Source organism: Streptomyces sp. NPDC048483 (genome assembly GCF_040651455.1).
Taxonomy (GTDB): domain Bacteria; phylum Actinomycetota; class Actinomycetes; order Streptomycetales; family Streptomycetaceae; genus Streptomyces.
In genome coordinates, this window is record NZ_JBEZJZ010000115.1 from 1 (window position 1) to 26508 (window position 26508).

The 26508-nt window shown below is 70.6% G+C and carries 25 protein-coding genes and 1 tRNA gene; 22 read left to right on the forward strand and 4 right to left on the reverse strand.

Going from position 1 to position 26508, the window contains the following annotated elements:
• The first annotated feature begins 166 nt into the window (after positions 1 to 166).
• Both AB0D04_RS35825 and AB0D04_RS35830 read left to right on the forward strand, forming a co-directional pair.
• Positions 167 to 628 (forward strand): SRPBCC family protein, encoded by a 462-nt coding sequence (locus AB0D04_RS35825; protein WP_362711582.1) that lies wholly within the window; start codon positions 167 to 169, stop codon positions 626 to 628.
• Positions 629 to 713: 85 nt separating this feature from the next.
• Positions 714 to 785: transfer RNA gene (locus AB0D04_RS35830), tRNA-Val, on the forward strand.
• A gap of 126 nt (positions 786 to 911) precedes the next feature.
• On the opposite strand, the gene AB0D04_RS35835 is transcribed toward AB0D04_RS35830, so the two are convergent.
• Positions 912 to 1637, reverse strand: a complete 726-nt coding sequence (locus tag AB0D04_RS35835) for an exonuclease domain-containing protein (RefSeq protein WP_362711603.1) — start codon at positions 1635 to 1637, stop codon at positions 912 to 914.
• Between the two features lie 204 nt (positions 1638 to 1841).
• Between AB0D04_RS35835 and AB0D04_RS35840 the strand changes: the two genes are divergently transcribed.
• From AB0D04_RS35840 to thrS, 3 genes are all read left to right on the forward strand, one after another.
• Positions 1842 to 2408, forward strand: a complete 567-nt coding sequence (locus tag AB0D04_RS35840) for a DUF4365 domain-containing protein (protein WP_362711583.1) — start codon at positions 1842 to 1844, stop codon at positions 2406 to 2408.
• Entirely contained in the window at positions 2408 to 3586 is a 1179-nt protein-coding gene (locus AB0D04_RS35845; RefSeq protein ID WP_362711584.1) for a hypothetical protein, read from the forward strand. The genes AB0D04_RS35840 and AB0D04_RS35845 overlap by 1 nt, the downstream gene beginning before the upstream one ends.
• A 124-nt stretch (positions 3587 to 3710) precedes the next feature.
• Positions 3711 to 5693 (forward strand): threonine--tRNA ligase, encoded by a 1983-nt coding sequence (gene thrS, locus AB0D04_RS35850; protein WP_362711585.1) that lies wholly within the window; start codon positions 3711 to 3713, stop codon positions 5691 to 5693.
• 62 nt (positions 5694 to 5755) lie between these two features.
• Here thrS and AB0D04_RS35855 read toward each other — a convergent pair whose 3' ends face one another.
• Positions 5756 to 6397, reverse strand: coding sequence for an ion channel (locus tag AB0D04_RS35855; RefSeq protein ID WP_362711586.1), 642 nt, complete (start codon positions 6395 to 6397; stop codon positions 5756 to 5758).
• A gap of 67 nt (positions 6398 to 6464) precedes the next feature.
• Between AB0D04_RS35855 and AB0D04_RS35860 the strand changes: the two genes are divergently transcribed.
• The 3 genes from AB0D04_RS35860 to AB0D04_RS35870 all read left to right on the forward strand — a co-directional run bounded on the left by AB0D04_RS35860 (position 6465) and on the right by AB0D04_RS35870 (position 9116).
• Entirely contained in the window at positions 6465 to 7022 is a 558-nt protein-coding gene (locus tag AB0D04_RS35860; protein WP_362711587.1) for an HIT domain-containing protein, read from the forward strand.
• A 115-nt stretch (positions 7023 to 7137) separates the two neighbouring features.
• Positions 7138 to 7911 (forward strand): polysaccharide deacetylase family protein, encoded by a 774-nt coding sequence (locus AB0D04_RS35865; protein WP_362711604.1) that lies wholly within the window; start codon positions 7138 to 7140, stop codon positions 7909 to 7911.
• On the forward strand, positions 7911 to 9116 hold the full coding sequence (locus AB0D04_RS35870; RefSeq protein WP_362711588.1) for a hypothetical protein: 1206 nt from the start codon (positions 7911 to 7913) through the stop codon (positions 9114 to 9116). The genes AB0D04_RS35865 and AB0D04_RS35870 overlap by 1 nt, the downstream gene beginning before the upstream one ends.
• A 15-nt stretch (positions 9117 to 9131) precedes the next feature.
• On the opposite strand, the gene AB0D04_RS35875 is transcribed toward AB0D04_RS35870, so the two are convergent.
• Positions 9132 to 10793 carry a hypothetical protein gene (locus AB0D04_RS35875; RefSeq protein WP_362711605.1) on the reverse strand — a complete coding sequence of 554 codons (1662 nt, stop codon included), beginning with the start codon at positions 10791 to 10793 and terminating at the stop codon, positions 9132 to 9134.
• 154 nt (positions 10794 to 10947) lie between these two features.
• Positions 10948 to 13146 (reverse strand): elongation factor G-like protein EF-G2, encoded by a 2199-nt coding sequence (locus AB0D04_RS35880; protein ID WP_362711589.1) that lies wholly within the window; start codon positions 13144 to 13146, stop codon positions 10948 to 10950.
• A 264-nt stretch (positions 13147 to 13410) separates the two neighbouring features.
• Between AB0D04_RS35880 and pgsA the strand changes: the two genes are divergently transcribed.
• The 14 genes from pgsA (at position 13411) to AB0D04_RS35950 (ending at position 26362) form a co-directional block, all read left to right on the forward strand.
• Positions 13411 to 14067 (forward strand): phosphatidylinositol phosphate synthase, encoded by a 657-nt coding sequence (pgsA, locus tag AB0D04_RS35885; RefSeq protein ID WP_362711590.1) that lies wholly within the window; start codon positions 13411 to 13413, stop codon positions 14065 to 14067.
• Positions 14064 to 15002, forward strand: coding sequence for a phosphatidylinositol mannoside acyltransferase (locus tag AB0D04_RS35890; protein ID WP_362711591.1), 939 nt, complete (start codon positions 14064 to 14066; stop codon positions 15000 to 15002). Before pgsA ends, AB0D04_RS35890 begins: the two co-directional genes overlap by 4 nt.
• Positions 14999 to 16159 (forward strand): glycosyltransferase family 4 protein, encoded by a 1161-nt coding sequence (locus AB0D04_RS35895; RefSeq protein WP_362711592.1) that lies wholly within the window; start codon positions 14999 to 15001, stop codon positions 16157 to 16159. Before AB0D04_RS35890 ends, AB0D04_RS35895 begins: the two co-directional genes overlap by 4 nt.
• A 221-nt stretch (positions 16160 to 16380) precedes the next feature.
• Positions 16381 to 16926: a hypothetical protein gene (locus AB0D04_RS35900; protein WP_362711593.1), complete on the forward strand. Its 546-nt coding sequence runs from the start codon at positions 16381 to 16383 to the stop codon at positions 16924 to 16926.
• Between the two features lie 242 nt (positions 16927 to 17168).
• Complete coding sequence (gene pdxS, locus AB0D04_RS35905) at positions 17169 to 18080, forward strand: pyridoxal 5'-phosphate synthase lyase subunit PdxS (protein ID WP_362711594.1); 912 nt, start codon at positions 17169 to 17171, stop codon at positions 18078 to 18080.
• 30 nt (positions 18081 to 18110) lie between these two features.
• Positions 18111 to 18704, forward strand: a complete 594-nt coding sequence (gene pdxT / locus AB0D04_RS35910) for a pyridoxal 5'-phosphate synthase glutaminase subunit PdxT (protein WP_362711595.1) — start codon at positions 18111 to 18113, stop codon at positions 18702 to 18704.
• An 86-nt stretch (positions 18705 to 18790) separates the two neighbouring features.
• On the forward strand, positions 18791 to 19543 hold the full coding sequence (locus tag AB0D04_RS35915) for a YebC/PmpR family DNA-binding transcriptional regulator (RefSeq protein WP_362711596.1): 753 nt from the start codon (positions 18791 to 18793) through the stop codon (positions 19541 to 19543).
• Positions 19544 to 19677: 134 nt separating this feature from the next.
• Positions 19678 to 20226, forward strand: a complete 549-nt coding sequence (gene ruvC, locus AB0D04_RS35920) for a crossover junction endodeoxyribonuclease RuvC (RefSeq protein ID WP_362711606.1) — start codon at positions 19678 to 19680, stop codon at positions 20224 to 20226.
• The gene (gene ruvA / locus AB0D04_RS35925; protein ID WP_362711597.1) at positions 20223 to 20843 is read left to right on the forward strand and encodes a Holliday junction branch migration protein RuvA; all 621 of its coding nucleotides are present in this window, start codon (positions 20223 to 20225) and stop codon (positions 20841 to 20843) included. The genes ruvC and ruvA overlap by 4 nt, the downstream gene beginning before the upstream one ends.
• Positions 20844 to 20925: 82 nt before the next feature.
• Positions 20926 to 22014: a Holliday junction branch migration DNA helicase RuvB gene (gene ruvB / locus AB0D04_RS35930; protein WP_362711598.1), complete on the forward strand. Its 1089-nt coding sequence runs from the start codon at positions 20926 to 20928 to the stop codon at positions 22012 to 22014.
• Between the two features lie 162 nt (positions 22015 to 22176).
• Positions 22177 to 22776, forward strand: a complete 600-nt coding sequence (yajC, locus tag AB0D04_RS35935) for a preprotein translocase subunit YajC (RefSeq protein WP_362711599.1) — start codon at positions 22177 to 22179, stop codon at positions 22774 to 22776.
• A gap of 151 nt (positions 22777 to 22927) precedes the next feature.
• On the forward strand, positions 22928 to 24703 hold the full coding sequence (gene secD, locus AB0D04_RS35940; RefSeq protein ID WP_362711600.1) for a protein translocase subunit SecD: 1776 nt from the start codon (positions 22928 to 22930) through the stop codon (positions 24701 to 24703).
• A gap of 1 nt (position 24704) precedes the next feature.
• Positions 24705 to 25817, forward strand: a complete 1113-nt coding sequence (gene secF, locus AB0D04_RS35945; protein WP_362711601.1) for a protein translocase subunit SecF — start codon at positions 24705 to 24707, stop codon at positions 25815 to 25817.
• Positions 25814 to 26362, forward strand: a complete 549-nt coding sequence (locus tag AB0D04_RS35950; RefSeq protein WP_362711602.1) for an adenine phosphoribosyltransferase — start codon at positions 25814 to 25816, stop codon at positions 26360 to 26362. Before secF ends, AB0D04_RS35950 begins: the two co-directional genes overlap by 4 nt.
• The last annotated feature ends 146 nt before the right edge of the window (positions 26363 to 26508 follow it).

Consider the following 26508-nt stretch of genomic DNA (forward strand, 5'->3'; position numbering starts at 1 on the left):
ACGGGGTATGATGTGTCTTGCTTTCATTCTTGTTCTCTCGCGATATTAAGAGGTCACTGGTTCGAACCCAGTATCGCCCACCCCGGACGACGGCCCGGAGACTTCAAGTCTCCGGGCCGTCGTGGTTGTTGGGCTTGTACGCAGGTCCGGGGCGCACACTGGGGTCATGTCCGACTGGTCAGGCCGACTGCACCGCTACCGCTTCCGCAGCGTATGGCTGCTCAACGCCCCGCCCGCCGTGGTCTACGCCGTCCTCGAACGCGCCGAGGCCTACCCCCGATGGTGGCCGCAGGTGCGCGAGGTGACCCCGATCGACGACCACAGCGGGCTGGCCCGGTTCCGGTCCTGGCTCCCGTACGAGCTGACGGTCGTGGCGACCGAGCGGCTGCGGGATCCCGGGACGGGGGTGCTGGAGATAGCGCTGCGCGGGGACATGGGCGGCTGGGCGCGCTGGACGATCCGGCCGGGCCACGGCGGGACGCGGGTCGTCTTCGAGCAGGACGTCGAGGTCTGCAAACCGCTGCTGCGCCGGCTCACGCCGCTGGCGCGGCCGCTGTTCCGGCTCAATCATGCGCTGATGATGCGGGCCGGGCGGCGCGGGCTGGCCGCCTGGCTGGCCCGGGGGTGAGGCGGCCGGGAACAGGAATTTGATGGATGGCCGTGGCGGCCTGTATTGTTCAGGTCGTTCCGCGAGGGAAACCCCGCAGACACCCGGGCGATTAGCTCAGTGGGAGAGCGCTTCGTTCACACCGAAGAGGTCACTGGTTCGAACCCAGTATCGCCCACCGGGATCAAGGACCGGGCCGCCAATTGGCGGCCCGGTCCTTTTCGTTGTGAAGGCCTGTGCCCGGAACTCCCCGGAATGCGTTCCGGGGGCCATTCAGTAATGGCCGGGAATTGCTGATGCGCTTTCAGGCCACCGCCGGGAGTTCCGGGCGCAGCGGCCAGTGCGGATCGACCGCCTCGGGGGTGCCGCTGCGGGCGAACCACGCCTGGAGCCCGCGCGCCTGGGCGGCGTGCCAGATCGCCTGGCGGGTGTGCAGCTCGCCCGGATGCAGGCCGTCCAGCCGTTCGGCGAAGCGATGGCCCAGGGCCCGTACGACGCGCAGCGCGGCCAGCGCGTCGGCCGCCGCCTCGTGGGCGTCGGTCAGCTCGACCTCGTAATGGGCGCACAGATCGGTGAGCGTGCGGCGGCCCTTGCGGTAGCGGTCGAGGTGCTTGTCCAGCACCCGGGGGTCGAGGACGCACAGCGGATGCGCGCCGAGATAGGCGCTGAGGGAGCTGGCGCGATGGCGCTTCAACTCGCGGTCCAGGAGGGTCAGATCGAACGGGGCGTTCATCACGACCAGCGGGCGGCCGGCCACCGACTGGGCGGCCAGGGCGCGCGCGACCTCCTCCAGCACCGGCGCCGGCCAGCGGCCGTGCAGTGCGAGGTGGTCGGCGGTCAGGCCGTGCACCGCGGTCGCCGCCTCGGGTATCTCGACGCCCGGGTTGATCAGCCAGCGGGTGATACGGGGGGCGGAGCGCGGGGTCTCCTGGACCACCAGGGCCGCGGAGACGACGCGGTCCCGCTCGACGTCGATGCCCGTCGTCTCGGTGTCGAAGGAAGCCAGTGGACCGTCGTACCAGGGCGGCATCATCCCAACTCCTCGCATTCGTGGGGCGGATGACGACGCGGGCCATCCGAGCTGGTGATACCCGAGCCGTCGGCCTCTTGAACCGTCCTTTGTTTGACGGCCACTTGACGCGGAGACAACCAAGGGGACAGGCCGCGCCGTTCTCCGCGCGGTCGCCCCGTCAGCCAGACGCATCGATCGGCACAGCCCGGAAGGCACCCCGCGATGACGCTCGCGCAGCCCGAACCGGGCGGGCTGCTGCCTCAGCGGATCACCCCGCAGCGCGGCGGACTCGCCACGACTGCCTGCATGGAGACCCTCCAGGTGGGCTATCTGCACGCGATCGCCGCCGCCTCCGGGTGTTCCCTGGCGCAGCCCTTCCCGGACAACGGAATCGACTGGCACGTCAGCCACGCCGCGCCAGGCCACACCGTCGACGACGAGGTCACCATCAAGGTGCAGCTCAAGTGCACCTACCAGACCGCTCCCCGCCCACCGGGCCCGACCTTCGCCTTCACCCTCGACAACGACCACCTGGTGAAGCTGGCCCGTACGCCCGTATCGGTGCACAAGATCCTGGTCGTGATGCTGGTGCCGCGGACCCAGGACGACTGGCTGCGGGCGGGCCACGACCGTCTCGAACTGCGCCACTGCTGCTACTGGATCAATCTGGCCGGCCACCCGGTGACCGGCCGGCGCAGGACCACTGTGCGGATCCCGACCACGCGGATCTTCGACGACCGAGCGCTCTGCGAGATCATGACGCGGGTCGGGGCGGGAGGGAGACCCTGATGTACCGGCCGACCGATGAATATGACGCGCGGCTGCTGGATCCCGCGCAGCTCGACCCGGGGGTGCTCGGCGCGCTGCTGGCCCGGCACGGGTGGCGGCGCCGGGGCGGGGCCGCCGGCCATTACGCGCGGTGGACGCCGCCCGGCGGGAGGGGCGGCACCAGCGTGCTGGTGCCGCACGACCGGCGCTTCCCCGACAGCGCGGAGCTGCTCACCGAGGCGCTGGCGGCGCTGGCGCAGAGCGCCGTACCGTCCGCCCGCGAGGTGCTGGTGGGGCTCGCGGTGCCCAGTGACGAGGTGCGCTGGGAGCGGGAGGTCCCGGACGACGGCTCGGGGGCCGCGCACTGGGTGGCGCAGGAGCAGCTGCGCGGCGCGGCCCGTTCGATGCTGATCGCCGGGGTCCTGGGCACGTACGCGCGTGCCGGGTATTACGGCGCCCGGCACAAACGGCAGGCCGAAGGGTTCCTGGGCGAGGTGCTGGTCGGGCCGGTGTCGGCGGGGAGCCGGCTGACCGCCTTCGTCCCGGTGCACGGCGGGCGCAGCGCGGTCGCCGGACTCCAGCGGGCGCTGCACGCGATCCGCGATGCCACCGACTACCAGCGTGCGACCGGCCGGATGGAGGCCTTCGACGCCGCCGTCGAGCTGGGCGTCTGCCATGAGCTGGCGCAGGCGCTGATCGCGCTGGTGCGGGATGCGGAGGGGGTGCGGATCGCGGTGGAGTGGTCGCCCGCCGTCGGCACCCCGGCAGGCTTCGCGGCCCGCCCCGAGCCGGTGGAGTTCTCGCCCGGCGATCTGCCCGCCCTCCAGCAGGCCGCCCAGCGCTACGTGCGGGACGAGCCCTCGCTGCCGGTCCGGGTGACCGGCGCGGTCGTACGGCTGCGCAGGGAGCGGCCCGGCGGGCCCGGCACGGCGCGGCTGCGGGTGATCAGCGGGGCGGATGTGGCGCAGGTACGGGTGGCGCTGGGGGAGGAGGACTACCGGATCGCCGGGCATGCGCATCTGGTGGGGCTGCCGATCCGGGTGAGCGGGCGGCTGGAGAGCCGGGGCGGGTTCCGGCGGATCACCGGGTGCCACGACGTCACGCCCGTACAGGTCGACGAGGCGGAGCGGGACCGGCTGCTGAAGTCGCTCCAGGAGAATCTCGATGTCTTCGAGGAGGCGTGCGGCGGCGAGGAATAGCGGCGCAGCCGCGGCCGCTGCGCAGGTGGCGGGCAAACCGTTTCGCGGTCGGGTCGGGTGGCTCGGTACGATTCGGCTGCGCAGCAATCGCTGACGCAAAAGAGACATGAGTCAGGAGCGACCGGTGTCAGACGTCCGTGTGACCGTCCAACGCGATTCCGAGCGGGAAGAACGCGTGGTGACCACGGGCACTACGGCCGCCGACCTCTTCCAGGGCGAGCGCAGCATCGTCGCCGCGCGGGTGGCCGGAGAGCTCAAGGACCTCGCGTACGCGATCGCCGACGGCGACGAGGTCGAGCCCGTCGAGATCACCTCCGAGGACGGTCTGAACATCCTGCGGCACTCCACCGCGCATGTGCTGGCGCAGGCCGTGCAGGAGCTGTTCCCGGAGGCGAAGCTCGGCATCGGTCCGCCCATCAAGGACGGCTTCTACTACGACTTCGACGTCGAGACCCCCTTCCACCCGGACGATCTCAAGCGCATCGAGAAGAAGATGCAGGAGATCCAGAAGCGCGGGCAGAAGTTCGCGCGCCGGGCGGTGAGCGATGACGCCGCGCGCGAGGAGCTGGCCGACGAGCCGTACAAGATCGAGCTGATCGGGCTCAAGGGCTCCGCCGCGGACGCCGCCGAGGGCGCCTCCGCCGAGGTCGGCGCCGGCGAGCTGACCATCTACGACAACCTCGACGCCAAGACCGGCGACCTGTGCTGGAAGGACCTCTGCCGCGGTCCGCACCTGCCCAGTACCCGTGTGATCCCCGCGTTCAAGCTGATGCGCTCGGCCGCCGCGTACTGGCGCGGCAGCGAGAAGAACAAGCAGCTGCAGCGCATCTACGGCACCGCGTGGCCGACCAAGGACGAGCTCAAGGCGTATCTGGAGTTCCTCGCCGAGGCCGAGAAGCGCGATCACCGCAAGCTCGGTGCCGAGCTGGACCTCTTCTCCTTCCCGGAGGAGCTGGGCCCGGGCCTCGCGGTCTTCCACCCCAAGGGCGGCGTCGTCCGCAAGGTGATGGAGGACTACTCGCGCCGGCGGCACGAGGTTTCCGGCTACGAGTTCGTGAACACCCCGCACCTCTCGAAGGAGCGCCTCTTCGAGATCTCCGGGCACCTCCCGCACTACGGCGAGGCGATGTTCCCGGCCATCGAGTTCGACGAGCAGAACTACCGCCTCAAGGCGATGAACTGCCCGATGCACAACCTGATCTTCAAGTCGCGCGGCCGCTCCTACCGTGAACTGCCGCTGCGCCTCTTCGAGTTCGGGACGGTGTACCGCTACGAGAAGTCGGGCGTCGTGCACGGCCTGACCCGCTCGCGCGGCTTCACTCAGGACGACTCGCACATCTACTGCGCCAAGGAGCAGATGCCCGAGGAGCTCGACACGCTCCTCACCTTCGTGCTCGACCTGCTGCGCGACTACGGCCTGACCGAGTTCGAGCTGGAGCTGTCCACCCGCGACCCGGAGTCGGACAAGTTCATCGGCTCGGACGAGGACTGGGAGGAGGCCACCGAGGCACTGCGCCAGGCGGCCGAGAAGCAGGGCCTGCCGCTGGTCCCGGACCCGGGCGGCGCCGCGTACTACGGCCCGAAGATCTCGGTGCAGGCGAAGGACGCGATCGGCCGGTCCTGGCAGATGTCGACCCTGCAGGTCGACTTCAACCAGCCCAAGCGGTTCGGCCTGGAGTACACCGCGGCGGACGGCTCCAAGCAGCAGCCCGTCATGCTGCACCGCGCCCTGTTCGGCTCGATCGAGCGGTTCTTCGGCGTGCTGCTGGAGCACTACGCGGGCGCGTTCCCGGCGTGGCTCGCGCCGGTGCAGGCCGTCGGTATCCCGATCGGGGATGCGCATGTGCCGTATCTGCAGGAGTTCGCCGAGAAGGCGCGGGCCAAGGGGCTGCGGGTCGAGGTGGACTCGTCGTCGGACCGGATGCAGAAGAAGATCCGTAACGCACAGAAGTCCAAGGTTCCGTTCATGATCCTCGCGGGTGATGAGGACATGGCGGCCGGTGCCGTCTCCTTCCGCTACCGCGACGGGTCGCAGAAGAACGGGATCCCGCGCGACGAGGCGATCGCCGAGATCCTGGACATCGTGGAGCGCCGCGTCCAGGTGTGACGCCTGTGACGCCCGCCGTATGAGAGAAGGCCCCGGAGAGCAACCGCTCCCCGGGGCCTTCCTCATCCCTCCCCGTCCTGCCGGAACCGGCGCAGCAGCCAGGACGAGAACGAGCCCACCACCGCCCCGACCAGGGCCACCCCGACGAACATCAGCGCCACCGCCGTGACCCGGCCGCGCGTCGTGACGGGGGTGGCGTCGCCGTAGCCGGTCGTCGTCAGGGTCGAGGCGGCCCACCACACCGCGTCGCCGAAGGTGCGGATGGTGGTGTGCGGGTCGGCGCGCTCGTCGTGGTAGACGGCCAGACTGGCGGCGAAGCCCAGGAGGGCGGAGGTCAGGCCGGCGTAGGTCATCACGCGGGCCTCGAGGGCCAGGCGCGGATGATCTCGGCGGCGCTGCATCCGCTCGTGCATGTCGACGATGCGCAGCGGCCGCAGCAGGGGCAGTACGGTCACCACCAGGTCCAGCCAGCGGGTGCGGACGAAGCGCCGGCGGTCGTCGCTGAGCAGCAGCCGGGACAGGTATTCCACGATGAAGACGCCCCAGGTCACGGCGGTGACCGTGGCCCAGAAGGTGTGCCAGCCGGGGGAGAGGCCGGGGACCAGGACCCGGACGGCGTACGAGGTGAGGAAGAGGAGCGAGGCGAGGAGGAGATAGGGCTCGGCGGTGCGCTCCCACTCCCACAGCCGCTGTTGCCTGTCCACCGGTTCAGCATCGCGGAGCGGCCGGTGAGGTCTGCCCCAACGACACGCTGCCAAAGGGCGACGCAATATGCTGGCCCGTATGACAAGCGAGCCGGAACAGCAGATCGGAGTCGGGACACAGGACGCCTTCCAGCGCCTGTGGACGCCCCACCGGATGGCCTACATCCAGGGGGAGAACAAGCCGAGCGGCCCGGGGGCCGACGACGGCTGTCCGTTCTGCACGATCCCCGCGAAGTCGGACGAGGACGGTCTGGTGATCGCGCGCGGTGAGCATGTGTATGCGGTGCTGAATCTGTATCCGTACAACGGCGGGCACCTCATGGTGGTCCCGTTCCGGCATGTCGCGGACTACACCGAGCTGGACGGCGCGGAGACCGTGGAGCTCGCGGAGTTCACGAAGCGGGCGATGGGCGCGCTGCGGACGGCGTCCGGTGCGCATGGCTTCAACATCGGGATGAACCAGGGCACCGTCGCCGGGGCCGGTATCGCGGCCCACCTCCACCAGCACGTCGTGCCGCGCTGGGGCGGCGACACCAACTTCATGCCGGTGGTCGGGCACACCAAGGTGCTGCCCCAACTCCTTGCGGACACCCGGGCGATGCTCGCGGAGGCCTGGCCCGCATAGGGGGCTGCCGGGCGGGTGCCCGAGGCGACACGCGACCGGACGAAACGGATAGATCACCGTAAATCCGGATGATTGCCATTCTAATGATGAGGTGACCATCCTGGATCGTCGCTCCGTGCTGCGCGCGGCCACCTCGGCCGCGGCCGCCGGAGCGCTCGCGTCGGGCTGCGCCCCGGCCCGTACGGACGCCTCGGCCGTACGGGTCTCCACGCCCCCGCACACCGGCGGGCCCGGCGCACCGAACCCCGCACGGGCGTACGCCGCCCGGCCGCCGACCAGGGTGCCCGGCCGGCCCGTACAGATTGCGCACGGGCCGCGGGACGGCCGTGCGGTCGCGCTGACCTTCCACGGCAGGGGCGACCCGAAGCTGGCCACGGCCCTGCTGGGCGAGGCCGAGCGGGCCGACGCCCGGGTGACGGTGCTGGCCGTCGGCGACTGGCTGGACGAGCGGCCCGAGATGGCCCGCCGGATCCTCGACGGCGGCCATGAGCTGGGCAATCACACGATGCACCACCGCAATATCTGCGCGCTGCCGGAGGCCGCGGCATACGCCGAGATCAGCCGGTGCGCGGACCGGCTGCGGCGGCTGACCGGCAGTATCGGCAGCTGGTTCCGCCCCTCCCAGGCCCGGCGGGCGACCGACCTGGTGACCCGGCTGGCGCACCGGGCCGGATATCCGCATGTGCTGTCCTACGACCTGGATTCCCTCGACTCCACCGACCCCGGTGCCCCGGCCGTCCGGCGCACGGTCCTGGACAGGGTCGGGCCGGGCTCGGTCGTGAGCCTCCACCTCGGGCACGCCGGCACGGTGGCCGCGCTGCCCCCGATCCTCGACGGACTGAGCCGGCGCGGGCTGCGCGCGGTGACGACAACGGAGCTAGTGACCTGATGGCTGACCGGAACCGTACCCCCGTCCGCAGATCCCCCCGCCCCGGCCGCCGCGCCGCGCTGCTCGCCGTGGCCTGCGCGCTGGTGGCCGCGGGCTGCTCCGGCGGCGGTGGGACCAGGACCGCCGAGCGCCGCCCGCACCCGGCGAAGCCCTCGGCCGCCAAGGCGGTCGAGCCGGGTCTGCCGGGCATGCCGCCGCTGGCGGACAAGAACGACCTCTACGCCGCGGACCGGCCCAACAAGCTGGCGCCGCAGGTACGGGACTTCCCCGCGCGGGTGTATGTGCCCAACACCGGCTCCGACTCGGTCAGTGTCATCGACCCGAAGACGTACAAGGTGCTCGAGACGATTCCGGTGGGCGTGCAGCCGCAGCATGTGGTGCCGTCGTGGGACATGAAGACGCTCTGGGTCAACAACAACCGGGGTCATGACCTCACCCCGATCGACCCCGCCACCGGGAAGGCCGGCAAGCCCGTCAAGGTCCACGACCCCTACAACCTCTACTTCACGCCCAACGGCAAGTACGCCGTCGTGATGGCCTCGATGGACCGCCAGCTGGTCTTCCGCGACGCGCACACCATGGAGATCCGCAAGACGCTTCCGGTGAGCTGCGCGGGCGTCAATCACGCCGATTTCTCGCCGGACGGGCGGTACTTCATCGTCTCCTGTGAATTCTCCGGCGAGCTGCTCAAGGTCGACACCGAGAAGATGAAGGTCATCGGCCAGGAGAAGCTGCCGTTCGAGGGGGCGATGCCGCAGGACGTGAAGATCTCGCCGGACGGCAAGACCTGGTACATCGCCGACATGATGGCCGACGGGGTGTGGGTCCTTGACGGCGACCGCTTCACCAAGCCGCGGCTGCTGCCCACGGGGAAGGGCACCCACGGCCTCTACGTCAGCCGCGATTCGCGGAAGATGTACATCTCCAACCGGGGCGAGGGCTCCCTCTCGCTCCTGGACTTCAAGACCGGCGATCTCGTCGGCAAATGGCACATCCCCGGCGGCGGCAGCCCGGACATGGGCGGGGTGTCGGCGGACGGCAAGGTGCTGTGGCTGTCCGGCCGTTACCACTCGGAGGTGTACGCGCTGGACACCCGTACCGGCAAGACGCTCGCAAAGATCCCCGTGGGCCAGGGGCCGCACGGGCTGGCGGTGTATCCGCAGCCGGGGCGGTACTCACTGGGCCACACGGGGATCTTCCGCTAGCGGGCGGTGCGCGCTCTAGGCGTGGTAGTCGTCGGCGTTCCTCGGCTCCACGCTCTGGACCATGCCGCTCAGCACCAGCGAGCGGTTGTCGAAGCGCTCGGTGTCCACGCCGTTCTCCTTCAGGACGCTCATGGCGGCGGCGTGTACGACCCGCAGCACCGGGGTCGCGGCGCGCAGCGCGTCGTCGGCCATGAAGCGGTGCCGCCAGGGCTTGTCCGCCCAGACGTGGCGCAGGCCGAACGGTTCGGGGAGCGCGAGCTTGCCGCCGAGGAAGTCCAGCACCGGCGGGAACCAGGTGAGCGGGGCGCGGGCGGCGAGGCGGACGACCTCGCCCGCGTCGATGAGCGGGAGCGTGACCTTCTTGGTCTCCCAGAACCTGACGGTCTTGGCGACCTCTTTGGTCTTGGGCTCCGGCTTGGTGGTGAACAGGCCGTGGACCGGGCCGAGGGCGTGACCGGTCACCTCGATGCGCAGCGTCTCGTGCAGGACCGTGACGGTGATCATCAGCGTGAGCACCAGCTGCCCGTCCCACAGGACGAACTGCACGCCGAGATAGTGGCGGTTGCCGGCGCCGAACTGCTGCTCGTTGCAGATGCGCTCTATCTCGTGCCCGCGGATCTGGTACGCGTCGGTGTCCGTGCCGTCCGGGCGGGAGACCGCGCCGGCCTTCTCGCCGACCGGGGAGACGATCCAGTGGCGTACGGACGGGGCCGGGAAGCCGCCGGTGTGCAGCGGCGAGCGCTCCAGCAGGCGCAGCCGGTCGTGGATCACCCGGACGACGTCCCAGCTGCGGAAGGGGTGGATCTCGACGCCTTCCTGGGCGGGCTTGAGCTCCTCGGCGAGCTGCCAGCTGCCCCAGCGGGTGCCCATGCCGAGTATCCCCTTGGGGCCGGCGTAGAAGACGACGTTGCTGCGCTGCTCGGCGGAGACCTTGGCGAGATTCTGGCGGAGGGTCTCGGCGGCGGTCTCGTTCGGGTCCTGGGGCACCGCCTCGGGGATCTTGGCCGCCACCCCGCCGCCCTCGAGGAGCCCCTTCCAGGCCTCCCGCATCGTCACCGCGGCCGTCTCGCAGATCTGCTTGGCCCACCACCAGCCGACCACCGGGGCGATGACCATGGCGCGGACGTACAGCGGCCAGAAGCCGTTCAGCGGCAGCTTGACCAGGAAGAAGACGGTGACGCCGGCCAGCACCGTCAGCAGCGCCCCGCCGATCAGGGAGACGCCGCCGCCGTCCTTGGAGAGCATCTTCTTGATCTGGAACGCACCCAGCCACAGCAGCACACCGGGCAGGAACAGCAGGCCGAACAGCACCATGATCAGCGTCAGCTTGGCGTCCCGCTGCTTGCGCAGGCGCGTCGCGGACAGGCAGTGCTCGACGATGGTCTGCGGCTCCGTCCCGAAGGACTGGATGAGGGCCTTGCGGCCGCCGCCGAGCATCCGTACCTGTACGGCGCGCGAGAACGCCTCGCCGAGGTTGGGCTCGAACAGCGACAGCTTGGGCTTCTTGATGTCGGACTTGGCGGTGTCGGAGTCGGCCTTGGAGATCTCGGAGAGCTTGCTGTCCCGGTAGGCGGCCGAGGCCAGTGCCTGGGTCGCCGCCGTCTGCCCGGCGCCGCCGGAGATCGGCACCTGCGCCCCCGGACTGAAGTCAAAGCCGTCTGCCACTACCGCCCCCATCACCGCGCGCATCCGATGATGCGCCTCTTTCCCGACTCCCGCTCACGGCACACCTGCATCGGGCCCGACCGGTGCCGGTGACCTCCGCATCTCAGCGTACAGCCGCCGTCCAGCCCAAGGGGGTTGAGCCGGACGGCGGCTGACGCACCGTTGACTATGCGCCGTTCTCCGTCTCTTCCCGCACCTTCTCGGCGAGCTGCGGCGGCATCGGCTCATGCCGTACGTAGCGGCGGGTGAAGCGGCCGGTGCCGTGCGAGAGGGAGCGCAGATCGACGGCGTACCGGCCGAGTTCGGTCTCGGGGACCTCGGCGCGGACGAGGGTGCGGCCCGCTCCGGACTGCTCGGTGCCCACCACCCGGCCGCGCCGCCCGGACAGATCGCTCATCGCGGGCCCGACGAAATCGTCCGGAATCAGCACGGTCACCTCGGCGACCGGCTCCAGCAGTTCGATCCGGGCGTCGGCGGCGGCCTCGCGCAGCGCCAGCGCGCCGGCCTTCTGGAAGGCGGCGTCCGAGGAGTCGACGGAGTGCGCCTTGCCGTCGAGCAGCGTGACGCGGACGTCGACGAGCGGATGCCCGGCGGCGACCCCGCGCAGGGCCTGGGCCCGTACGCCCTTCTCCACGGACGGGATGAACTGCCGGGGCACCGCGCCGCCCACCACCTTGTCGACGAACTCGATGCCGGAGCCGCCCGGCAGCGGCTCGACCGTGATTTCGCAGATGGCGAACTGGCCGTGGCCGCCGGACTGTTTGACGTGACGGCCGCGCCCGGACGCGGTGGCGCCGAAGGTCTCCCGCAGCGCCACCTTGTGCGGCACCGTGTCGACCTGGACGCCGTACCGCGAGCGCAGCCGCTCCAGCGCCACATCGACATGCGCCTCGCCCAGGCACCACAGCACCATCTGATGGGTGTCCGGGTGGTGTTCCAGACGCAGCGTCGGGTCCTCCGCCACCAGGCGGGACAGGCCCAGCGAGAGCTTGTCCTCGTCGGCCTTGCTGTGGGCCTCGATGGCGACCGGGAGCAGCGGGTCCGGCATCTCCCACGGCTCCATCAGCAGGGGAGCGTCCTTGGCCGAGAGCGTGTCGCCGGTCTCGGCGCGGGTCAGTTTCGCCACACACGCCAGGTCGCCGGCGATCGCCCGGGACAGCGGGCGCTGCTGTTTGCCGAAGGGGGCGGACAGGGCGCCGATCCGCTCGTCGACGTCGTGGTCCTCGTGCCCGCGGTCCTCCAGGCCGTGCCCGGAGACATGCACCGTCTCGTCGGGGCGCAGGGTGCCGGAGAAGACCCGTACGAGCGAGACCCGGCCGACGTACGGGTCGGAGGAGGTCTTGACCACCTCGGCCGCCAGCGGGCCGTCGGGATCGCAGGCCAGCGACGCGCAGGGGGAGCCGTCGGTGCCGGTCACGGCCGGTGCCGCACGCTCCGCGGGCGTCGGGAAGCCGCCGGTGATCAGCTCCAGCAGTTCGACGGTGCCCAGGCCCTGCTTGCCGCCGTCGGATGCGGGGGCGGCGGCCAGCACGGGGTGGAAGGTGCCCCGGGCGACCGCCGTCTCCAGATCCCCGATGAGCGTCTTGACATCGATCTCCTCGCCGGCGAGATACCGGTCCATCAAGGACTCGTCCTCGCTCTCGGCGATGATCCCCTCGATGAGGCGGTTACGGGCCTGCTCGATCAGCGGCAGCTCGTCGGCCGTCGGTGCGCGCTCGACGCGCTCGCCGGAGGAGTGGTCGAAGACCCGCTGGGAGAGCAGGCCGATCAGGCCGTGTACGGGGGCGTGGCCGTCGGCTCCCGGTGTGCCGTACAGGGGGAGATACAGCGGCAGCACCGCGTCCGGGTCCTCGCCGCCGAAGGCGTCGCGGCACAGCCGGGTCATCCCGTCGAAGTCGGACCGCGCCGCCTCCAGATGGGTGACGACCAGGGCGCGCGGCATACCGACCGCGGCGCACTCGTCCCAGACCATCCGGGTCGCGCCGGCCACCGCGTCCGCGGCCGAAACGACGAAGAGGGCCGCGTCCGCTGCCCGCAGACCGGCCCTCAGTTCGCCGACGAAATCGGCATACCCGGGGGTGTCCAGCAAGTTGATCTTGATGCCGTCCCAGTCCACCGGGACCAGGGAGAGCTGTACGGAGCGCTGCTGCCGGTGCTCGATCTCGTCGTAGTCCGACAGGCACCCGCCGTCCTCGACCCGGCCCGCCCGGTTGACCGCGCCGGATGCCAGCGCGAGGGCCTCGACCAGGGTGGTCTTTCCCGAACCACTGTGGCCGACCAGCACCACATTCCGCAGGGCGGTGGGCCGGTCGGCCGCAGGCGCCCTTCCGGCGGCTCCCGGGTGTGTACTCGACTTCTCGCTCATGTGTCTCGCCTCCAGGTCGACACTTTGCGGTGATTCGAGCTTTCCACCGTGGTCACCATGCGTCCATACATGGCGCAACGGGCGGTCCTGGATCCCGCCGCCGATCCCGCCCGTCCGGGCGCCCCGAGGCGCACGCCGACGCCCGCGCGCCGTGCGGTGCGCCCGGCGCCGCGATGCGTTCGTGGTGGCCGGTGGCCGCCTGGCTACGATGGGCCAGCCGGTGGCCCCTTGACCGCTTGGCCCGTATCGACCTCCGGGAAGGCCATGCTGAACAAGTACGCGCGTGCGTTCTTCACGCGTGTTCTCACGCCGTTCGCCGCCCTGCTCATCCGCCTCGGGGTCACCCCGGACGCGGTCACCCTCGTCGGGACCGGCGGTGTGGTGGCCGGCGCTCTGATCTTCTTCCCGCAGGGCGAGCTCTTCTGGGGCACGATCGTCATCACCCTGTTCGTCTTCTCCGACCTGGTCGACGGCAACATGGCGAGGCAGCTGGGCCGCTCCAGTCGCTGGGGCGCGTTTCTCGACTCCACCCTCGACCGGGTCGCGGACTCGGCGATCTTCGGGGGCCTGGCCCTGTGGTACGCGGGGGGCGGCGACAGCCTGGTGCTCTGCGCCATCGCGATCTTCTGCCTCGCCAGCGGCCAGGTGGTCTCGTACACCAAGGCCCGCGGTGAGGCCATCGGGCTGCCGGTGAACGTCAACGGCCTGGTCGAACGCGCCGAGCGCCTCGTGATCTCCCTGGTCGCCTGCGGCCTGTCCGGCCTGCATGCGTTCGGCGTTCCCGGCGTCGAGATCCTGCTGCCGATCGCGCTGTGGGTCGTCGCCATCGGCAGCATCGTCACACTGGGCCAGCGGGTGGTGACGGTACGCCGCGAGTCGGCCGAGGCCGACGCCGTCGCGCAAGGGGGGAACAGCGCATGAGGATCGCTACGGACAAGCTCACCGACGCCCTGTACGGCCTGGGCTGGAGCACCGTGAAAAAGCTGCCCGAAGGCGTCGCCGTGCGCCTGGGCCGGCGCATCGCCGACACTGCCTGGAAACGCCGCGGCAAGGGCGTCCGCCGCCTCGAGGCCAACCTCGCCCGGGTCGTCCCGGACGCCGGCCCGCAGCGCCTGGCAGAGCTCTCCAGAGCGGGCATGCGCTCCTACATGCGCTACTGGATGGAATCGTTCCGCCTCCCGTCCTGGAGCAAGGACCGCATAAGGAACGGCTTCGACCCCGAGGACATCCACCACCTCACCGACGGCCTCGCGAGCGACCGCGGCGTCATCCTCGCCCTGCCCCACATGGGCAACTACGACCTCGCCGGCGTCTGGGTCACCACCAAACTGAACACCCCCTTCACCACCGTCGCCGAGCGCCTCAAGCCGGAATCGCTCTACGACCGCTTCGTCGCCTACCGCGAGGGCCTGGGCATGGAGGTGCTGCCGCACACCGGCGGCGCCGCCTTCGGCACCCTCGCCCGCCGGCTGCGGGCCGGCGGCCTGGTCTGCCTCGTCGCCGACCGTGATCTGTCCAGCTCCGGCATACCGGTCAAGTTCTTCGGCGAGGAGACAAAGATGCCGGCCGGCCCCGCGATGCTCGCCGTACAGACCGGCGCGATGCTGCTGCCGGTCACCCTCTGGTACGACGACTCCTCCGTCATGCGCGGCCGGGTCCACCCGGAGGTCGAGGTCCCCGAGACCGGCACCCACACGGAAAAGGCCGCCCAGATGACCCAGGCGCTCGCCGACGCCTTCGCCTCCGGCATCGCCGACCACCCCGAGGACTGGCACATGCTGCAGCGCCTGTGGCTGGCCGACCTGGAGCCGCGCGGCCTGGAACCGGGCACCACCGGAACGGAGACAACGGCGTGAACATCGGCATCGTCTGTCCCTACGCCTGGGACGTCCCCGGCGGCGTCCAGTTCCACATCCGCGACCTGGCCGAACACCTCATCCGCCGCGGCCACGAGGTCTCCGTCCTGGCCCCCGCCGACGACGAGACACCGCTTCCCCCCTACGTCGTCTCGGCGGGCCGCGCCGTCCCCGTCCCGTACAACGGCTCGGTCGCCCGCCTCAACTTCGGCTTCCTCTCCGCAGCCCGGGTCCGCCGCTGGCTCCAGAACGGCGCCTTCGACGTCATCCACATCCACGAGCCGGCCTCCCCCTCGCTCGGCCTGCTCTCCTGCTGGGCGGCGCAGGGCCCCATCGTGGCGACCTTCCACACCTCCAACCCCCGCTCCCGGGCCATGATCGCCGCGTACCCGATCCTGCAGCCCGCCCTGGAGAAGATCAGCGCCCGCATCGCCGTCAGCGAATACGCCCGGCGCACCCTCGTCGAACACCTCGGCGGCGACGCGGTCGTCATCCCCAACGGCGTCGACGTCGACTTCTTCGCCCGCGCCGAGCCCAAGCCCGAATGGCAGGGAAGGACGATCGGCTTCATCGGCCGCATCGACGAACCCCGCAAGGGCCTGCCCGTCCTGATGAAGGCGCTCCCCGCCATCCTCACCAAGGTGCCGGACGCCCGCCTCCTGGTGGCGGGCCGCGGCGACGAGGAGGAAGCGGTCGCGGGCCTGCCCGTCGAGATGCGCGCCCGTGTCGAATTCCTCGGCATGGTCACGGACGAGGACAAGGCCCGCCTGCTGCGCAGCGTCGACCTCTACGTGGCCCCCAACACCGGCGGCGAATCCTTCGGCATCATCCTCGTGGAGGCCATGTCGGCCGGAGCCCCCGTCCTGGCCAGCGACCTGGACGCGTTCGCCCAGGTCCTCGACCAGGGCGAGGCCGGCGAACTCTTCACCAACGAGGACGCCGACGCCCTGGCCACCACCGCCGTACGCCTCCTGGGCGACCCGGCACGACTGGCCGAACTCCGCGACCGCGGCAGCCGCCATGTCCGCCGCTTCGACTGGTCCACGGTCGGCGCGGACATCCTGGCCGTCTACGAAACGGTCACCACAGGCGCCGCTTCCGTAGCCACCGACGAACGGGTGGGCCTACGAGCCCGCTGGGGGCTGGCCAGGGACTGAAAACACCCGCACCGACAACAGGACACAAGCCCCCCCACACACACATCAACCCACCACCCATGGGAGGGACCGGGCCGTAGCGGCGAAGCCGTGTAGGCCCGGCCCCGCAGCCGACCAGCCCCGCGCAGCGGCACCGCCCGCCGCAGGCGAGACGGCGGGAGAGCCGACAACGTACGGCCACGGCCGAGCGCAGCGACCCGGTACGGGTAAATTGCGTCCGCGTGACCACCCTCATCTGGACCGCCGCCGCAATCATCCTCATCGGCATCTACCTGAGCTGGACGGCCGGCCGCCTGGACCGCCTCCACGCCCGCATCGACGCAGCGAAGGCGGCCCTGGACGCCCAACTCCTCCGGCGCGCCTCCGTCGCGCAGGAGGTCGGTACGTCGGGCGTCCTCGACCCCGCCGCCTCCATCGTTCTCTACCAGGCCGCCCACGAGGCCCGGCAGGCCGAGGACGATCACCGCGAGGTGGCGGAGAGCGAACTGAGCCAGACGCTGCGCGCGATCTTCGCCGAAGAGGCCCAGCTGGAGGCCGTGCGCGAGGCTCCCGGCGGCGAGCAGACGGTCACCGAACTCACCGCGGCCGTGCGCCGCGTCCCGATGGCCCGCCGTTTCCACAACGACGCCGTACGGGCCGCCCGCGCGGTGCGCCGCCACCGGCTCGTCCGTTACCTCCGGCTCGCGGGCCACGCCCCGTTCCCGCTGGCCTTCGAGATGGACGACGAGCCGCCGGCGATCCTGGACGACCGCTCGGCCGGCGGCTGACAATAAGGGAAGCAAAGCTAAAAAGGGTCATAAGCAAAAGGGGCCACAAAGAGAGCCGAAACGGCAAAGGATCACGAAAGTGGGCGGGCGCTCACCCGCCAAAGAGGCGCCACCCGCACCTTCCGGCCACGCCAGTCCACGCCGTGACGAGCCACCGACCTTGAATTGGCCCTTTCCATCGCCCCCACGCAAACGGTTGTGTGGGCGACACGCATATAAACCCGCAATGAGTGAGGTCAACCGTGTCCAGCACGCCCACCACGCCCCAGAACCCCGAGACCGGAACCGCGCGCGTCAAGCGCGGCATGGCCGAGCAGCTCAAGGGCGGCGTGATCATGGACGTCGTCACGCCGGAAGAGGCGAAGATCGCCGAGGACGCGGGCGCTGTCGCCGTCATGGCCCTGGAGCGGGTCCCCGCCGACATCCGCAAGGACGGCGGCGTGGCCCGTATGTCGGACCCCGACATGATCGACGGCATCATCAGCGCCGTCTCCATCCCGGTCATGGCCAAGTCCCGGATCGGCCACTTCGTCGAGGCCCAGGTCCTGCAGTCCCTCGGTGTCGACTACATCGACGAGTCCGAGGTCCTCACCCCGGCCGACGAGGTCAACCACTCCGACAAGTGGGCCTTCACCACCCCCTTCGTCTGTGGTGCCACCAACCTGGGCGAGGCGCTGCGCCGGATCGCCGAGGGTGCCGCCATGATCCGCTCCAAGGGCGAGGCCGGCACCGGCAACGTCGTCGAGGCGGTCCGTCACCTCCGCCAGATCAAGGCCGAGATCGCCAAGCTGCGCGGCTGTGACAACAACGAGCTGTTCGCCGCCGCCAAGGAGCTGCGCGCCCCGTACGAGCTGGTCAAGGAGGTCGCCGAGCTCGGCAAGCTGCCGGTCGTGCTGTTCTCCGCCGGTGGTGTGGCCACCCCGGCCGACGCCGCGCTGATGCGCCAGCTCGGTGCCGAGGGCGTCTTCGTCGGCTCCGGCATCTTCAAGTCCGGTGACCCCGCCAAGCGCGCCGCCGCGATCGTGAAGGCCACCACCTTCTACGACGACCCGAAGGTCATCGCGGATGTCTCCCGCAACCTGGGCGAGGCCATGGTCGGGATCAACTGCGACACCCTCCCCGAGGCCGAGCGCTACGCCAACCGCGGCTGGTAAGTACAAAGGATCAAGGACGTAAGTACGCAGATGAGCATCCCCACCATCGGTGTGCTGGCGCTCCAGGGCGACGTCCGCGAGCACGTCAAGGCGCTCGCGGACGCCGGCGCCCAGGCGCGGCCGGTACGCCGTCCCGAGGAGCTGGCCGAGGTCGACGGCCTGGTCATACCGGGCGGCGAGTCCACCACCATGTCCAAGCTGGCGATCGTCTTCGGCATGCTCGAGCCGCTGCGCGCGTTCGTGCGGGCGGGCCGGCCGGTCTACGGCACCTGCGCCGGCATGATCATGGTCGCGGACAAGCTGCTGGACGCCCGTGAGGACCAGGAGACGTTCGGCGGCGTCGACATGATCGTGCGCCGTAACGCCTTCGGGCGGCAGAACGAGTCCTTCGAGGCGGCCGTCGATGTCACCGGCATCCCCGGCGGACCGGTCGAGGGCGTCTTCATCCGGGCGCCGTGGGTCGAATCGGTCGGCGCCGCGGTCGAGGTCCTGGCGACCTACAACGGGCACACCGTGGCCGTGCGGCAGGGTAACGTCCTCGCCACGTCGTTCCACCCGGAGCTCACCGGCGATCACCGGGTGCACGCCCTGTTCGTGGACATGGTCCGTCGCGCGGCCGCATAGATCAGGTGAGTGACACCGTGTGATCCAGCCCCGGTAGGATCGATGGCGTTCGTTTCACCAATGGGTTACGCGAAGGAGACAGGCGGATGTCCGGCCACTCTAAATGGGCTACGACCAAGCACAAGAAGGCCGTGATCGATGCCAAGCGCGGCAAGCTCTTCGCGAAGCTGATCAAGAACATCGAGGTCGCGGCGCGCACGGGCGGTGCCGACATCGACGGCAACCCGACCCTCTTCGACGCCATCCAGAAGGCCAAGAAGAGCTCGGTGCCCAACAAGAACATCGACTCCGCGCTCAAGCGCGGTGCCGGTCTCGAGGCGGGCGGCGCCGACTACGAAACCATCATGTACGAGGGTTACGGCCCCAACGGTGTCGCGGTGCTCATCGAGTGCCTCACCGACAACCGCAACCGCGCCGCCTCGGACGTCCGCGTCGCGATGACCCGTAACGGCGGTTCAATGGCCGACCCGGGCTCGGTGTCCTACCTGTTCAACCGCAAGGGCGTGGTGATCGTCCCCAAGGCCGAGCTGACCGAGGACGACGTGCTCGGCGCGGTCCTGGACGCGGGTGCCGAGGAGGTCAACGACCTCGGCGAGTCCTTCGAGGTGCTCAGCGAGGCCACCGACCTGGTCGCGGTCCGCACCGCGCTCCAGGAGGCGGGCATCGACTACGACTCGGCCGACGCCAACTTCGTCCCGACCATGCAGGTCGAGCTGGAGGAAGAGGGCGCGCGCAAGATCTTCAAGCTGATCGATGCGCTGGAGGACAGCGACGACGTGCAGAACGTCTTCGCCAACTTCGACGTCTCGGACGACGTCATGGCGAAGGTCGACGCCTGAGGCAGGCACGGCACGGCTGACCCGGACGGGCCGGCGGGGACACACCCCGTCGGCCCGTCGGCGTTGTCAGTGGCACCCACTAACCTGCAGGAACACAGGAACAGGTGACCGATGCGGGGAGGGGCGGGGCCCGGATGAAGGTGCTGGGGGTGGACCCGGGGCTGACGCGGTGCGGGATCGGCGTGGTGGACGGGGTCGCGGGGCGCCCGCTGACGATGGTCGGCGTCGGCGTCGTACGGACTCCGGCGGACGCGGACATCGCCCACCGCCTCGTCGAGATCGAGCGCGGGATAGAAGCCTGGCTCGATGAGTACCGGCCCGAATGCGTCGCCGTGGAGCGGGTGTTCAGCCAGCACAACGTCCGTACGGTCATGGGCACCGCCCAGGCCAGCGCGGTCGCCATGCTGTGCGCGGCGCGCCGCGGACTGCCCGTCGCGCTGCACACCCCCAGCGAGGTCAAGGCCGCCGTGACGGGATCGGGCCGGGCCGACAAGGCGCAGGTCGGCGCGATGGTCACCCGGCTGCTGCGGCTCGACGCGCCGCCCAAACCCGCCGACGCCGCGGACGCCCTGGCGCTGGCCATCTGTCACATCTGGCGCGCCCCCGCGGTCAACCGCCTCCAGCAGGCGCATGCCGCGGCCCGCCGCGCCGCTCCCGTACGCACGCTGAAGGGCACCCGATGATCGCTTTTGTCTCCGGCCCGGTTGCGGCCCTGGCCCCCGACACCGCCGTCGTCGAGGTCGGCGGGATCGGCATGGCCGTCCAGTGCACGCCGAACACCCTGTCCGGGCTGCGCATCGGCGAGCCGGCCAAGATCGCCACCTCCCTCGTCGTCCGCGAGGACTCCCTGACCCTGTACGGCTTCGCCGACGACGACGAGCGCCAGACCTTCGAGCTGCTGCAGACCGCCAGCGGCGTCGGGCCCCGCCTCGCCCAGGCCATGCTCGCCGTGCACTCCCCGGACACGCTGCGGCTGGCGGTCGCCAACGGCGACGAGAAGACGCTCACCGCCGTGCCCGGCATCGGCAAGAAGGGCGCGCAGAAGCTGCTTCTGGAGCTCAAGGACCGGCTCGGTGCGCCGGTCGGCACGGCCCGCGCCGGCGTCGGCAGCGCCGTGACGTCCGGCTGGCGCGATCAGCTGCACGCCGCGCTGATCGGGCTCGGCTACGCCACCCGCGAGGCGGACGAAGCGCTGGACGCGGTCGCCCCGCAGGCCGAGGCGGCGCTCGCCGACGGCATCCAGCCGCAGGTGCCCAAGCTGCTCAAGGCCGCCCTGCAGACCCTGAACCGCGCGCGATGACCACCGCCGGACGGGCCGCGCGCCCCCGACCGTACGACCACTCCGGCGGCCCGGCCGCCCCGACCCCGCGAGGCATTCCGCAGTGAACTGGGACGACACCGCACCGTCCACCGACGACGCCGCCACCGGCGCGCCCGACCGGCTGGTGGCGGCCGACGCCGATGGCGAGGACACCGCCGTCGAGGCCGCGCTGCGCCCGAAGGACCTGGAGGAGTTCGTCGGCCAGGAGCGGGTGCGCGAACAGCTCGACCTGGTGCTGCGGGCCGCCCGCGCCCGCGGTGCCACCGCCGATCACGTCCTGCTCTCCGGGGCGCCGGGCCTTGGCAAGACCACCCTCTCGATGATCATCGCGGCCGAGATGGACGCCCCGATCCGGATCACCTCCGGCCCCGCCATCCAGCACGCCGGCGATCTCGCCGCGATCCTCTCCTCCCTCCAGGAGGGCGAGGTCCTCTTCCTCGACGAGATCCACCGGATGTCGCGGCCCGCCGAGGAAATGCTCTACATGGCGATGGAGGACTTCCGGGTCGACGTCATCGTCGGCAAGGGACCGGGCGCCACCGCCATCCCGCTCGAACTTCCCCCGTTCACCCTGGTCGGCGCCACGACCCGGGCCGGTCTGCTGCCGCCCCCGCTGCGCGACCGCTTCGGCTTCACCGGCCACATGGAGTTCTATGCCCCGGCCGAGCTGGAGCGGGTCATCCACCGCTCGGCCGGACTGCTGGATGTCCACATAGCGGCAGAGGGCGCCGCCGAGATCGCCGGCCGCTCCCGCGGCACGCCCCGTATCGCCAACCGCCTGCTGCGCCGCGTCCGCGACTACGCCCAGGTCAAGGCGGACGGCGTGATCACCCGCGAGATCGCCTCCCAGGCCCTGGCCGTCTACGAGGTCGACGGCCGCGGCCTGGACCGCCTCGACCGCGCCGTGCTCACGGCCCTGCTCAAACTGTTCGGCGGCGGCCCGGTGGGCCTGTCCACGCTGGCGGTCGCGGTGGGGGAGGAGCGCGAGACGGTCGAAGAGGTCGCCGAGCCGTTCCTCGTCAGGGAAGGACTGCTGGCCAGGACCCCGCGCGGTCGCATCGCCACGCCGGCGGCGTGGGCCCATCTGGGACTGGTCCCGCCGCAGCAGCAAGCGGCCGCGAACGGGCAGCAGGGCCTGTTCGGGCCGTGACGGCGCGGAGACTCGCCCGGTCAGGAACTGCGGTGCGATGCTGGGCGTTGTTCCACTGGTGGGGACTCGCTTAGACTCCGCCGATGCCGTCCGTACGGACCGGCATACCCACCCCCGTATATCAGACCGCGGCACCGCGGTCGTGCGAAGGATTTCCGTCCCGTGAGTATCGTGACTCTCCTCCCCTTCATCGTCCTCATCGGGGCCATGTTCCTGATGACCCGGTCCGCCAAGAAGAAGCAGCAGGCAGCGCAGCAGATGCGCAATGAAATGCAGCCTGGCACCGGCATCCGGACGATCGGAGGCATGTACGCCACCGTCAAGGAAATCCACGAGGAATCTGTCCTCCTGGAGGTCGCACCGGGCGTGCACGCCATTTACGCCAAGAACGCCATCGGCGCCGTGCTGGCCGATGACGAGTACAACCGCATCCTGGACGGTGCCGACCCGGTCAAGACCAACGAGGCCGTCGTTCCTGACGACGCCTCGTCGCTGACCGGCGACATCGCGGATGAGGCCACCGAAAAGAGCGCCCAGGCCGAGAAGATCGACCTGGGCAAGGACGCCCCCAAGGCCGACGAGGACAAGCCGGCTGCCGAGGACGCCAAGGCCGACGAGGACAAGCCGGCTGCCGAGGACGCCAAGGCCGACGAGGACGCCGACGCCAAGGACGCCGACGCCGATGACGCGAAGGACGCCGCCAAGGCCGACGCGGATTCCGCCGAGGAGGACAAGAAGTCCGGCGGCACCGACGCGAAGTAGTCCACCCCCGAAGGAACCGCGCTGCGCCGCGCGTACGGCGCACCGCGGTTCCACGACGGTCTAGGCTCCGGCGGGGGGCACGTCCCCACAACACTTCGTGGCCGCTCGGCGACACCCGAAGCCGAGGGGTTGGACAGGGAGATACGAGAAGGTGGCAGCACCGAAAAAGGGCCGCAGGGCGCCCGCCGGCCAGGGTCATCCGGGCCGCACCCTGGTCCTGATCCTGATCGCGATGATCGGGCTGGTCGGCGGGATGTTCTATTACGGCCATCTGACGCCCCGGCTGGGCATCGACCTGGCGGGCGGCACCAGCTTCACGCTGGCGGCCAAGAACCAGCCGGGCAAGCCCAACGCGATCAACGAGACCAACATGAACACCGCCGCCGGGATCATGGAGCGACGGGTCAACGGTCTGGGTGTGTCCGAGACCGAGGTCCAGACGCAGGGCAGCGACCACATCATCGTGAACATCCCCAAGGGGACGAACGCGAAGCAGGCCCGTCAGCAGGTCGGCACCACCGCGCAGCTCGGCTTCCGGCCGGTGCTGACCACCGCCGCCGGTGCCAAGACCCCCGAGCCCAGCCCCTCCAAGGGCGGCAGCGGCGGCAAGAACGGCCAGGGCAAGGACGAGAAGGCCACCGGTAGGCAGGGCACCGAGCAGAAGGCCTCCTCCTCGCAGACGCCCGACGCCAAGCCCACCACGCAGGGCCGCGCGGTCACGGACTCCCTGAAGAAGGCACCGTCCGCAAAGCCCACCCCCTCCGGCTCGAAGAAGCCCGCCACGCCGCCGGTGCCGCCGCAGGGCGGCGACGAGAAGATCTCGCCGGCCCTGCAGAAGCAGTTCGCCGCGCTGGACTGCTCGACGAAGGCGGGCCGCGCCATGGCCGGCACGAAGGCCGCCGGCACCAAGCCCTCCGACCCCGTGGTGGCCTGTAAGCAGGACGGGCGGCAGAAGTACGTGCTCGGCCCGGTCGCCGTCGAGGGCATGGACGTCAGCGACGCCAAGGCCGTCTTCGACAGTCAGAGCGGCAATGGCTGGATCGTCCAGCTGGACTTCACCTCCGACGGTGGCAAGAAGTTCTCGGACATCACCGGCAAGCTCGCCACCCAGACGCCGCCGCAGAACCAGTTCGCGATTGTCCTGGACGGCGCGGTGGTCTCCGACCCGCGGGTCACCTCGCAGATCAACGGCGGCAATGCCACCATCTCCGGCGGCTTCACCCAGCAGTCCGCCGAGGACCTGGGCAACATGCTGTCGTACGGCGCCCTGCCGCTCTCGTTCGCGATCGACGACGAGACCACGGTCACCGCGGCGCTCGGCGGTGACCAGCTGCACGCCGGTCTGCTCGCCGGCGCCATCGGCCTCGCCCTGGTCGTCATCTACCTGGTCGCCTACTACCGGGGCCTGGCGCTGGTCGCGCTGGCCAGCCTCGGCGTCTCGGCGGTCCTCACGTACACGATCATGACGCTGCTCGGTCCGGCCATCGGGTTCGCGCTGAACCTGCCGGCGGTCTGCGGCGCCATCGTCGCCATCGGTATCACCGCCGACTCGTTCATCGTCTACTTCGAACGCATCCGGGACGAGATCCGCGAGGGCCGCACGCTGCGTCCGGCCGTCGAGCGCGGCTGGCCGCGTGCCCGCCGCACGATCCTGGTCTCCGACTTCGTGTCGTTCCTGGCCGCCGCGGTGCTGTTCATCGTCACCGTCGGCAAGGTGAAGGGCTTTGCGTTCACGCTCGGCCTGACCACCGTCCTCGACGTGGTCGTGGTCTTCTTCTTCACCAAGCCGCTGATGACGATGCTCGCGCGGCGGAAGTTCTTCGCCAACGGCCATCCCTGGTCCGGCCTCGATCCCCAGCGCCTGGGCGCCAAGCCGCCGCTGCGCCGCCGCCGTGGCGCCGCCCCCACCCAGACGAAGGAGGCGTGAGATGTCCAAGCTCGGCAACATCGGCGCCCGGCTCTACCGCGGCGAGGTCGGCTACGACTTCATCGGCAAGCGGAAGATCTGGTACGGCGTCTCCATCCTGATCACCATCACGGCCCTCGTCGGCCTGGCGGTGCGGGGCCTGAACTTCGGTATCGAGTTCTCCGGCGGTGCGGTCTTCAGCACGCCGCCGACCTCCGTGTCCGCCTCTGAGGCGCAGCACAAGGCCGAGTCGGCGGCCCGCGGCCACCAGGCCGTGGTGCAGAAGCTCGGCGGCGGCGCGCTGCGCATCCAGATCAGCGGCCTGGACACCAAGCAGGCGCTGCCGGTCCAGGAAGAGCTCGCCAAGGACCTCAAGGTCCCGACCAAGGACGTCAACACCCAGCTGGTCGGCCCGAGTTGGGGCGAGCAGATCGCCAACAAGGCCTGGCTGGGCCTGGGGATCTTCATGGTCCTCGTGGTGCTCTATCTGGCCGTCGCCTTCGAATGGCGGATGGCGCTGGCGGCGCTGATCGCGCTGGTCCACGACCTCACGATCACCGTCGGCGTCTACGCCCTGGTCGGCTTCGAGGTCACCCCCGGAACGGTCATCGGCCTGCTGACCATCCTTGGTTACTCCCTCTACGACACGGTCGTCGTTTTCGACAGCCTCAAGGAAGCCTCCAAGGACATCACCAAGCAGTCCCGCTTCACCTACAGCGAGATCGCCAACCGCTCCATCAACGGCACCCTGGTGCGCTCCATCAACACCACGGTCGTGGCGCTGCTCCCGGTCGCCGGTCTGCTGTTCGTCGGCGGCGGTGTGCTGGGCGCGGGCATGCTCAACGACATCTCGCTGGCGCTGTTCGTCGGTCTCGCCGCGGGTGCGTACTCCTCGATCTTCATCGCCACTCCGCTGGTCGCCGACTTCAAGGAGCGCGAGCCGCAGATGAAGGCGCTGGCCAAGCGGGTGAAGGCGAAGCGCGCCGCGGCCGCGGCCAAGGAGGCGGGCCAGGAGGACGCGCAGGACGGCCAGGCCTCCGGCACGGCGGACGGCGAGGACGACACCGCGGTCGTCGGCCAGCGCCACCAGCCCGCCTCGCGCGGCCGCGGCCGCCCGTCGGGCAAGCGCCGATGAGCGCCCCGGCCGCGCTGCGCGAGCTGCTGCTGAGCCGGATCGCGGACGTCCCGGATTATCCCCAGCCGGGCGTGATGTTCAAGGACATCACCCCGCTGCTGGCCGACCCGGCCGCGTTCGGCGCGCTGACCGACGCCTTCGCCGACCTGTGCGCGCGGCATCGCGCGGACAAGGTCGTCGGCCTGGAGGCGCGCGGTTTCATCCTCGCCGCCCCCGTGGCCGTACGGGCCGGCGTCGGCTTCGTCCCCGTACGCAAGGCCGGCAAGCTGCCCGGCACGACGCTGGGGCAGGCCTACGAGCTGGAGTACGGCACCGCCGAGATCGAGATGCACGCCGATGCGGTGGCTCCGGGGGAGCGGGTGCTGGTGATCGACGACGTGCTGGCCACCGGCGGCACCGCCGAGGCATCGCTGCAGCTCATCCGCCGTGCGGGTGCCGAGGTGGCGGGCGTCGCGGTGCTGCTGGAGCTCGGTTTCCTTGCCGGGCGGCAGCGGCTGGAGTCCGGTTTGAAGGGCGCTCCGCTGGAGGCTCTGATCACGGTCTAGGCCGCCTCGGACACCTCGTACGCAGCGGGGGCCCCCCGGAACATACGGGGGGCCCCCCGGCGGTGTGGGGTAGGGGACCCGGGCCGCGGGGGGGCGGCGGGCGGGGGGGGGGGTTGAATGCACCCCCCCCCTGTGGTGGTGTCGGG